Genomic DNA, 7,177 nt, shown 5'->3' with positions numbered 1-7,177 from the left:
CGTGCGCGCCAATATCGGTATCCATACCCAGCCGATCTCCTTCATCGGGCTTCCCGTCGTGGCCGTTCCCATTCCGCTGCAGCCGATCCCGATCGGCGTGCAGATCATCGCAGCCCCCTGGCGCGAGGACATCGCGCTGCGCGTGGCGTTCGCGCTGGAGAAGATGGGCGTCGCCGCCGCGCCGCCGCCGAGAGGCCTGTGAGCGATGGAGATCGATCTTCCCGACGTGCTCGCCGAGGTCACCGCGCAATTCGAGCGCTACGAGCGGGCGCTGGTGACCAACGACGTCGCCGTGCTCGACGAGCTGTTTCGGAAGGATGGGCGCACCCTTCGCTATGGCATTGCCGAGAACCTTTACGGTCATGCCGAAATTGCGTCGTTCCGCGCGGCGCGCTCGCCGGCCGGCCTGATGCGGCGGACACAGCGCACCGTCATCACGACCTATGGCCGCGATGCCGCCGTCGCCTCCACGCTGTTCTATCGGGATTCGGCGCCTGGGAAAGTCGGGCGCCAGATGCAGACCTGGGTGCGCTTTCCCGACGGATGGAGGATCGTCGCCGCGCATGTCAGCGTCATCGATGAGCCCGCGAACGCGACCGCGCGAGAGACCAAGGCATGAGTCTCGACGATCTTCCACCCAAGGCAATACGGCGCCCCGACGGCCGAAGCGGACCCGTCGTGCCGCTGACCGATCGTGGCGCACCGCCCCCGGTGAAGATCACGCGTGCCGAGGAGCTGCGGTTGCAGCTTGCCGACGAGATCGTGCGCGGCGTGCTGGCGCCGGGCGCGCCGCTCGACGAGACCGAGATCGCGCGGCGCTTCAGCGTCTCGCGCACGCCGGTCCGCGAGGCGTTGCGCCAGCTCGTTGCCAGCGGTCTGGTCGAGGCCCGCGCCCATCGCGGCGCGGTGGTCGCGCGCCCTTCCGTCGAGCGGTTGACCGGGATGTTCGAGGCGATGGCGGAGCTGGAGGCGCTGTGTGCGGGCCTCGCGGCGGAGCGGATGTCGCGGCTCGAGCGCCATCGGCTGGAAATGGTGCATGAGGAGCTGCGCGTGCTGAGCCATGCCGGCAATCCCGACCGCTTCCATGAGGTCAATGAACGTTTCCACAATACGATCTACGAGGGTTCGCAGAACGCCTACATCGCCGAGATGACGCTGGCGACGCGGGTGCGGGTGCAGCCGTTCCGCCGCGCCCAGTTCCGCAACCTCGGGAGGCTCGCGAAATCGCATGCCGAACACGACCGCGTCGTGGTCGGGATCATGCGCGGCGACAAGGTTGGCGCCGCGGCCGCGATGCGCGCCCACATCGAGCTCGTGCGCGACGAGTACGAGATCTACGCGGTGTCGGTGTGAAGTCGCCGCACGACGACAAGACAAACGAAGCCGCATGGCGCAGGCCTGCGTAGGGGGCGTTCCCGCGGGCTATCCGCTCTCCGCCATGAACGCGCGCCAGCCGCCATAGGCGGAGATGTCGCGCGCGGCCTGGACGGAAGCGGCCTCGACGATGAAGCCTTTCACCGCGCGGCCGCCGGCGAGCCTGACGGTGCCGATTGACAATGGCGGCGGCACCGCTGCGACGAATTTACCGAACGCCAGCGCCGACAGCGCCCAGAGCTCGAGCTCGATCGCGGCGCCCGCGCCCGCCTCGACGCGCAGCATGCCCGGCCGCGGCGGCGAGCCGTGAAGTGCATAGAGTCTGTAGTCCGGCGTGGTCATCGTGCTTTCGAGCAGACGGCCGCCAAGCACCTGCAGTTCACCATTCAGCGCCATGCCAGAGAGATGCGCGCCGACCACGGCAATCTCGATGTCATCGGTGCCGGCGCGCGGCGGCAGCGGCGAAAGCGGCGGCTGCGCAAGACCCTTGGCACCCAGGGGCAGCGCCGTGTCGGCATGGAAGACGCGGCCGATGCCGGCGAGCAGGGCGTCGCGGCCCGCGGGGGCGAGCAGCGTGATGCCGAACGGCCGGTTGTCGGTGCCGAGCGCAGACGGCAGCGCCAGGCCGCAGAGATCGAGCAGGTTGACGAAATTGGTGTAGGTGCCGAGCCGGCTGTTCAGCTCGATCGGATTGGCCAGCACCTGCGCCGCGGAGTACAGCGTCGGCGCGGTCGGCAGCACGATCGCGTCCATCGCGGCGAACGCCCGCTCGGTGGCCTTGCGCAAGCCTTGCAGCCGGTACAGCGCCGCGAACGTCTCCGCCGCCGTCAGACGCGCCCCCGCCGCGGCAATTTCGCGCGTCACGGGATGGATCGCCTCGGGCGCGGACGCCAGCAGGTCGCGGATCACGAGATAGCGCTCGGTGACCCACGGTCCCTCATAGAGCAGGCGCGCCGTCTCATAGAACGGTTCGATGTCGAACTCGACCAGCGTGGCACCGAGCCGGGTCCAGCGCACCAGCGCCTCGCCATAGGCCTTCTCGAACAGCTTGTCGCCGAAGAAGATCAATTGCCCGTCGCGTGGGACGCCGAGCCGAAGTTTTGGCGGGAAAGGAGTGACCCCTCCAAACGACCGATCGCGCGAGAACGGGTCGGCTTCGTCGGGGCCGGCGAGCGCGGCGAGCGCGGTCGCCGCGTCATCGACGGTGAGTGCGAAGATCGACACGCAGTCGAGCGTGCGGCAGGCCGGCACGACGCCGGCGGTCGAGATCATGCCGAGGCTCGGCTTCAGGCCGACGATGTTGTTGAGCAAGGCCGGCACGCGGCCGGAGCCCGCGGTGTCGGTGCCGAGCGCGAGCGGCACGAGGCCGGCCGACACCGCAACGGCCGAGCCCGAGCTGGAGCCGCCGGGCACGAGATCACCGCGCAGCGGATTTTTCGGGATGCCGTAGGGCGAGCGCACGCCGACCAGGCCGGTCGCGAACTGGTCGAGATTGGTCTTGCCGATCACGATGGCGCCGGCCGCGCGCAGTCTTGCCACCGCGGTCGCGTCGCGGGCGGGCGCATAGGAGAATGCCGGGCACGCGGCGGTGGTCGGCAGGCCGACGACGTCGATATTGTCCTTCGCCGCGACCGGCACGCCGTAGAGCGGCAAGGCAGCCGCATCCTTCGTCATCAGGCGCCGGGCTTCCGCCAGCGCATCGGCTTCGTCGCGCAGGCTGATGAAGACCGCGGGATCGTCGTGCGCGCGGATGCGCTGAAAGCTGCGCGCGACGGTCTGCTCAGGCGATAATCGGCCTTCGCGATGCGCGGCGACGATCGCAGCGACGGTTTCGGTCACTCAGGGCACCCCGCTTCCAACGCGTCCGGTATTTTCGGGTCCGATCCTGCCGCGGTCGAAGCAAGTGGTGTGCCATTGTGTACATGCTTGCCCGGGCGGTCTGCGCGAAATGAAGGATCAGAATCAATCGGTTAGCTCAGAAAAAACGGCCGGGCGGCGGTCTCCGTCCGTCTTGCGGCTCGCGGATGCCCACTTTTTGGGCGAGGCGGAAGCCGGCGCGTCAGCGCGCGACCTTGCTGCTGCCCTGCGTGATCAGGCGCGCCGGCCGCTGGTCGCGCGCGTAGATCCAGAGCCAGGAGAGCGCGACGCTGAGCCTGTGGCGCAGACCGATCAGGAAGTAGATGTGGGCGATGCCCCAGATCCACCAGGCGATCGTGCCGCGCAGCCTGATCCTGCCGAAGTCGATCACCGCGAGCCGCTTGCCGATCTGCGCCAGGCTGCCGGCATGCTTGTAGCGAAACGGGCCGCCCTTGCCGCCCTCGAGACGTGTCTTGATGGTCGCGGCGACATGGCGTCCCTGCTGCTTGGCGGCAGGGGCGATGCCGGGCACCGGCTGCCCGTGCCAGGCGGCAATCGTAACAGTATCGCCGATGGCGAAAATGTCGGGATGGCCAGGCACGGTCAGGTCCGGATCGACCTGCAAGCGTCCGGCGCGGTCGGCGGGTGCGCCCAGCCATTCGGCAGCGGGCGAGGCGCGCACGCCGGCAGCCCAGATGATGGTCTTGGCGTCGAGCCGGTTGCCGCCATAGACCACGCCCTCGCGGTTGCAGTCGGTCACGGGCTGGCCGAGCATCACCTCGACGCCGATCTTTTCCAGCGAGCGCTGCGCATAGGCGGAGAGTTCTTCGGCGAAGCCCGCGAGCAGCCGCGGGCCGGCCTCGATCAGCACCACGCGCGCCTTGCTGGTGTCGATGCGGCGGAAGTCGCGCGGCAGCGTGGAGCGTGCCAGCTCGACGATGGTGCCGGCGAGCTCGACGCCGGTCGGGCCGCCGCCGATGATGACGAAGGTCATGCGTGCTGCGCGCCGCGTCGGATCGCATTCGCGCTCGGCGCGCTCGAACGCCACCAGGATGCGGCGCCGCAGCGTGGTGGCGTCCTCCAGCGTCTTTAGCCCGGGCGCGAACGGCTCCCATTCGTCATGGCCGAAATAGGCGTGGCGTGCCCCGGTGGCGAGCACCAGCGTGTCATAGGGCAGACTGCTTCCATCCTCGAGCAGCACGCGATGGGCGGCGGCATCGACCCCAGTCACGGTGGCGAACAGCGTCGTGACCTCGCGGCGGTCGCGCAGGAGATAGCGAATCGGCCAGGCGATCTCCGAGGTCGCGAGCGAGGCGGTCGCGACCTGATAGAGCAAGGGCTGGAACAGATGATGGTTGCGGCGGTCGACCAACGTGATCTCGACCGGCGCGCCGGCGAGGCGATAGGTCGTCTCCAGCCCGCCGAATCCGGCGCCGACGATCACCACGCGATGGGGCTTGGCCGGCGATACGCTCATGGGCCCTTGCTGCACTCGATCTGATCGTTCCTGATGCAGGTTATGTAGTCGCTAATGCACGAGGGCGATAGACGGAACCCGACTATCACCCGATAGCCTATGCCTATCGTGGATCAGGCTTGCTGCGGCTCGAGCCGCGCGACAGGCCGGCGCGCCGGTAGAAAGGCGCCGGCGAGTGCCGCGAGAAGCGAGAGCGCGCCGGCGACCATCACCGCGGCGGTGAAGCCGCAGGAAAAATGCTCCGGCGTGTCAGCCGCGCCGTGGGAGGAGAACACGGCAACCAGCAGCGCGACGCCGAACATGCCGCCGAGAAAGCGGCTCATATTGAAGACGCCAGAGGCCTTGCCCATCTCCGTGACCGCGACTGAGCTCAGAACGCCCTTTTGCGCGGCCGCCTTGATCAAGGTGGTGGAGGCGCGTCCCGCCGCCGGCGCGATTCAGAATACGGAAGGTTGGCTGTTCCGGATCGTGCACAACACCGCACTCGATTTCCTGCGCCGCCGCAGCCGGCAGGAGGCGCTCCGATCGGCGGAGGAGGTGGAGACGATGGCCGATCCGATTGATGAGATTTTGAGGCGGCAGATCGCCGCGACCTCGCTTCGCACCTTCATGCGCCTCCCCCTCGCCCAGCGCGCATGCGTGATCCTGGCCGATGTCCTCGGCTGCTCGCTGCAGGAGGTCTGCGAGGTCGTGGATTACAGCCTGCCGGCGGTGAAGGCGGCGCTCAACCGCGGCCGCACGCGGCTGCGCGAATGGGCGGAAGAAGCGGATGATGCGCCGCGCCCGCAGCTCTCGCACGCCGATCGCGAGCGTCTTTCCGCCTATGTCGCCTCGTTCAACGCCCGCGACTTCGACGCCATCCGCGCCATGATCGCCGATGACGTCAAGCTCGAACTCGTCAACAAGACGCGGCTGAACGGCAAGGCGGAGTTTCCCGCTATTTCGGCAACTACGACAAGGTCCCAGACTGGCATCTGGTGCCGGCTCTGCTGGAAGGCCGCCCGGCGATCCTGGTGTTCGACCCGGACGAGCCGGACGCCGGCCCGAAATATTTCATGCTGGTGGACTGGGAGGCCGGCAAGGTCGCGACCATCCGCGATTTCCGCCACGCCGCTTACGTGGTCGACGGTGCCGAGTACCAAATCCGACCGGTTTCCCCCGACGGGGTCCGACGAACGTAGTCTCGGGAATCGGCACTATATTTCTTGCTTTTATCGAAACTTACGAATTATGGTGCAGGCCGACGCGCATCCGGCCGGGTTGAGCCGAAGGTTCTATGGCCCAAAACCGGCTTGGTGCTTGCTGGCAGTCGGCGATTTCGCGCACAAAACAGCCCCATAACTGGCGATCGTCCGGCTGGCGTGTTTGAGGTAACGAGGAGGGGGAACACCTATGAAGACGACATATTGGCTCGCGGGCGCCATGACGCTTTCGCTGTCCGGCCTGGCATGTTCGGGCTCTGCTCTGGCCGGCGATACCATCAAGATCGGCTTCGTCTCGACCTTCAGCGGGCCGACGGCGGTGATCGGCAACGACATGCGCAATTCGTTCGAGCTCGCGCTCGATCATCTCGGCCGCAAGATGGCCGGCAAGCCGGTCGAGGTGATCTACGAGGACGACCAGCAGAAGCCCGACATCGGCAAGCAGAAGACCGAGAAGCTGGTGCAGTCCGACAAGGTGGATTTCATCGCGGGCTACATCTGGTCCAACGTGCTGCTCGCGTCGCTGAAGACGGCGGTCGATTCGCAGACCTTCCTGATCTCCGCCAATGCCGGCCCGTCGCAGCTCGCTGGCGAATTGTGCTCGCCCTACGTGTTCTCAACCTCCTGGCAGAACGACCAGACGCCGCAGGCCATGGGCCTCTACATGAACCAGAAGGGCGTCAAGAGCGTCTTCCTGATCGGGCCGAACTACGCGGCCGGCAAGGACATGCTGGCCGGCGTCAAGAGCACCTTCAAGGGCGAGGTGGTCGGCGAGGAATACACGGTATGGCCGAGCCAGCTCGACTTCTCCGCCGAGCTCACCAAGGCGCGCAACTCCAAGGCCGAATCGATCTTCGTGTTCTATCCGGGCGCCGCCGGCGTGCAGTTCCTCAATCAATATGCACAGGCCGGCATCAAGGAGAAGATGCCGCTCTATACCGCCTTCACCATCGACGAATTGTCGCTGCCCTTGCAGAAGGACAACGCGATCGGCGTGCCCGGCGCGCAGGAATGGGTCAACGACCTGCCGAACGAGCAGAACAGGAAGTTCGTCGAGGACTACCGCAAGAAATATCCCAACCTGCGCCCGACCTATTACGGCGCGCAGGCCTATGACGCCGCGCAGCTCATCAACAGCGCGGCGGTCGCGGTGAACGGCGATACCTCCAAGAAGGACGCGATGAAGGCCGAGATGGAGAAGGCGAACTTCAAGTCGCTGCGCGGCGCCTTCAAATACGGTAACAACCACGTTCCGATCCAGAATTTC

At 67.0% G+C, this 7,177-nt stretch carries 7 protein-coding genes and 1 pseudogene; 5 read left to right on the top strand and 3 right to left on the bottom strand.

Going from position 1 to position 7,177, the window contains the following annotated elements:
- The 3 genes and pseudogenes from JOY90_RS36555 to JOY90_RS36545 form a co-directional block, all read left to right on the top strand.
- A pseudogene (locus JOY90_RS36555) lies at positions 1-202 on the top strand (AtzE family amidohydrolase); the annotation flags it as partial.
- 3 nt (positions 203-205) lie between these two features.
- A complete protein-coding gene (gene hpxZ, locus JOY90_RS36550) occupies positions 206-619 on the top strand; it encodes an oxalurate catabolism protein HpxZ (protein ID WP_291695945.1) in 414 nt (137 codons plus the stop codon).
- Positions 616-1,353, top strand: a complete 738-nt coding sequence (locus JOY90_RS36545) for a GntR family transcriptional regulator (protein WP_291695944.1) — start codon at positions 616-618, stop codon at positions 1,351-1,353. The genes hpxZ and JOY90_RS36545 overlap by 4 nt, the downstream gene beginning before the upstream one ends.
- Positions 1,354-1,422: 69 nt before the next feature.
- On the opposite strand, the gene atzF is transcribed toward JOY90_RS36545, so the two are convergent.
- The 3 genes from atzF to JOY90_RS36530 form a co-directional block, all read right to left on the bottom strand.
- A complete protein-coding gene (atzF, locus tag JOY90_RS36540; protein ID WP_291695943.1) occupies positions 1,423-3,213 on the bottom strand; it encodes an allophanate hydrolase in 1,791 nt (596 codons plus the stop codon).
- Between the two features lie 220 nt (positions 3,214-3,433).
- A complete protein-coding gene (locus JOY90_RS36535; RefSeq protein WP_291695942.1) occupies positions 3,434-4,708 on the bottom strand; it encodes an NAD(P)/FAD-dependent oxidoreductase in 1,275 nt (424 codons plus the stop codon).
- A 113-nt stretch (positions 4,709-4,821) separates the two neighbouring features.
- Complete coding sequence (locus tag JOY90_RS36530; protein WP_291695941.1) at positions 4,822-5,058, bottom strand: hypothetical protein; 237 nt, start codon at positions 5,056-5,058, stop codon at positions 4,822-4,824.
- A gap of 55 nt (positions 5,059-5,113) precedes the next feature.
- On the opposite strand from JOY90_RS36530, the gene JOY90_RS36525 reads away from it, so the two are divergent.
- On the top strand, positions 5,114-6,049 hold the full coding sequence (locus tag JOY90_RS36525; RefSeq protein ID WP_291695946.1) for a sigma factor-like helix-turn-helix DNA-binding protein: 936 nt from the start codon (positions 5,114-5,116) through the stop codon (positions 6,047-6,049).
- 51 nt (positions 6,050-6,100) lie between these two features.
- Positions 6,101-7,177, top strand: a 1,077-nt coding sequence (locus tag JOY90_RS36520) for an ABC transporter substrate-binding protein (RefSeq protein WP_291695940.1), incomplete at its 3' end; no start/stop codon positions are given.

Origin of the sequence: Bradyrhizobium sp., assembly GCF_019242285.1 — a bacterium.
Classification (GTDB): Bacteria; Pseudomonadota; Alphaproteobacteria; order Rhizobiales; family Xanthobacteraceae; genus Bradyrhizobium.
Note: the sequence above shows the minus strand (reverse complement) of the source record. Positions and strands in the feature narration are given on the sequence as shown.

Coding starts and splice junctions, on each gene's coding strand:
- JOY90_RS36530 (WP_291695941.1), bottom strand. CDS start 5,058: ATGGGCAAGGCCTCTGGCGTCTTCAATATGAGCCGCTTTCTCGGCGGC.
- hpxZ (WP_291695945.1), top strand. CDS start 206: ATGGAGATCGATCTTCCCGACGTGCTCGCCGAGGTCACCGCGCAATTC.
- JOY90_RS36545 (WP_291695944.1), top strand. CDS start 616: ATGAGTCTCGACGATCTTCCACCCAAGGCAATACGGCGCCCCGACGGC.
- JOY90_RS36535 (WP_291695942.1), bottom strand. CDS start 4,708: ATGAGCGTATCGCCGGCCAAGCCCCATCGCGTGGTGATCGTCGGCGCC.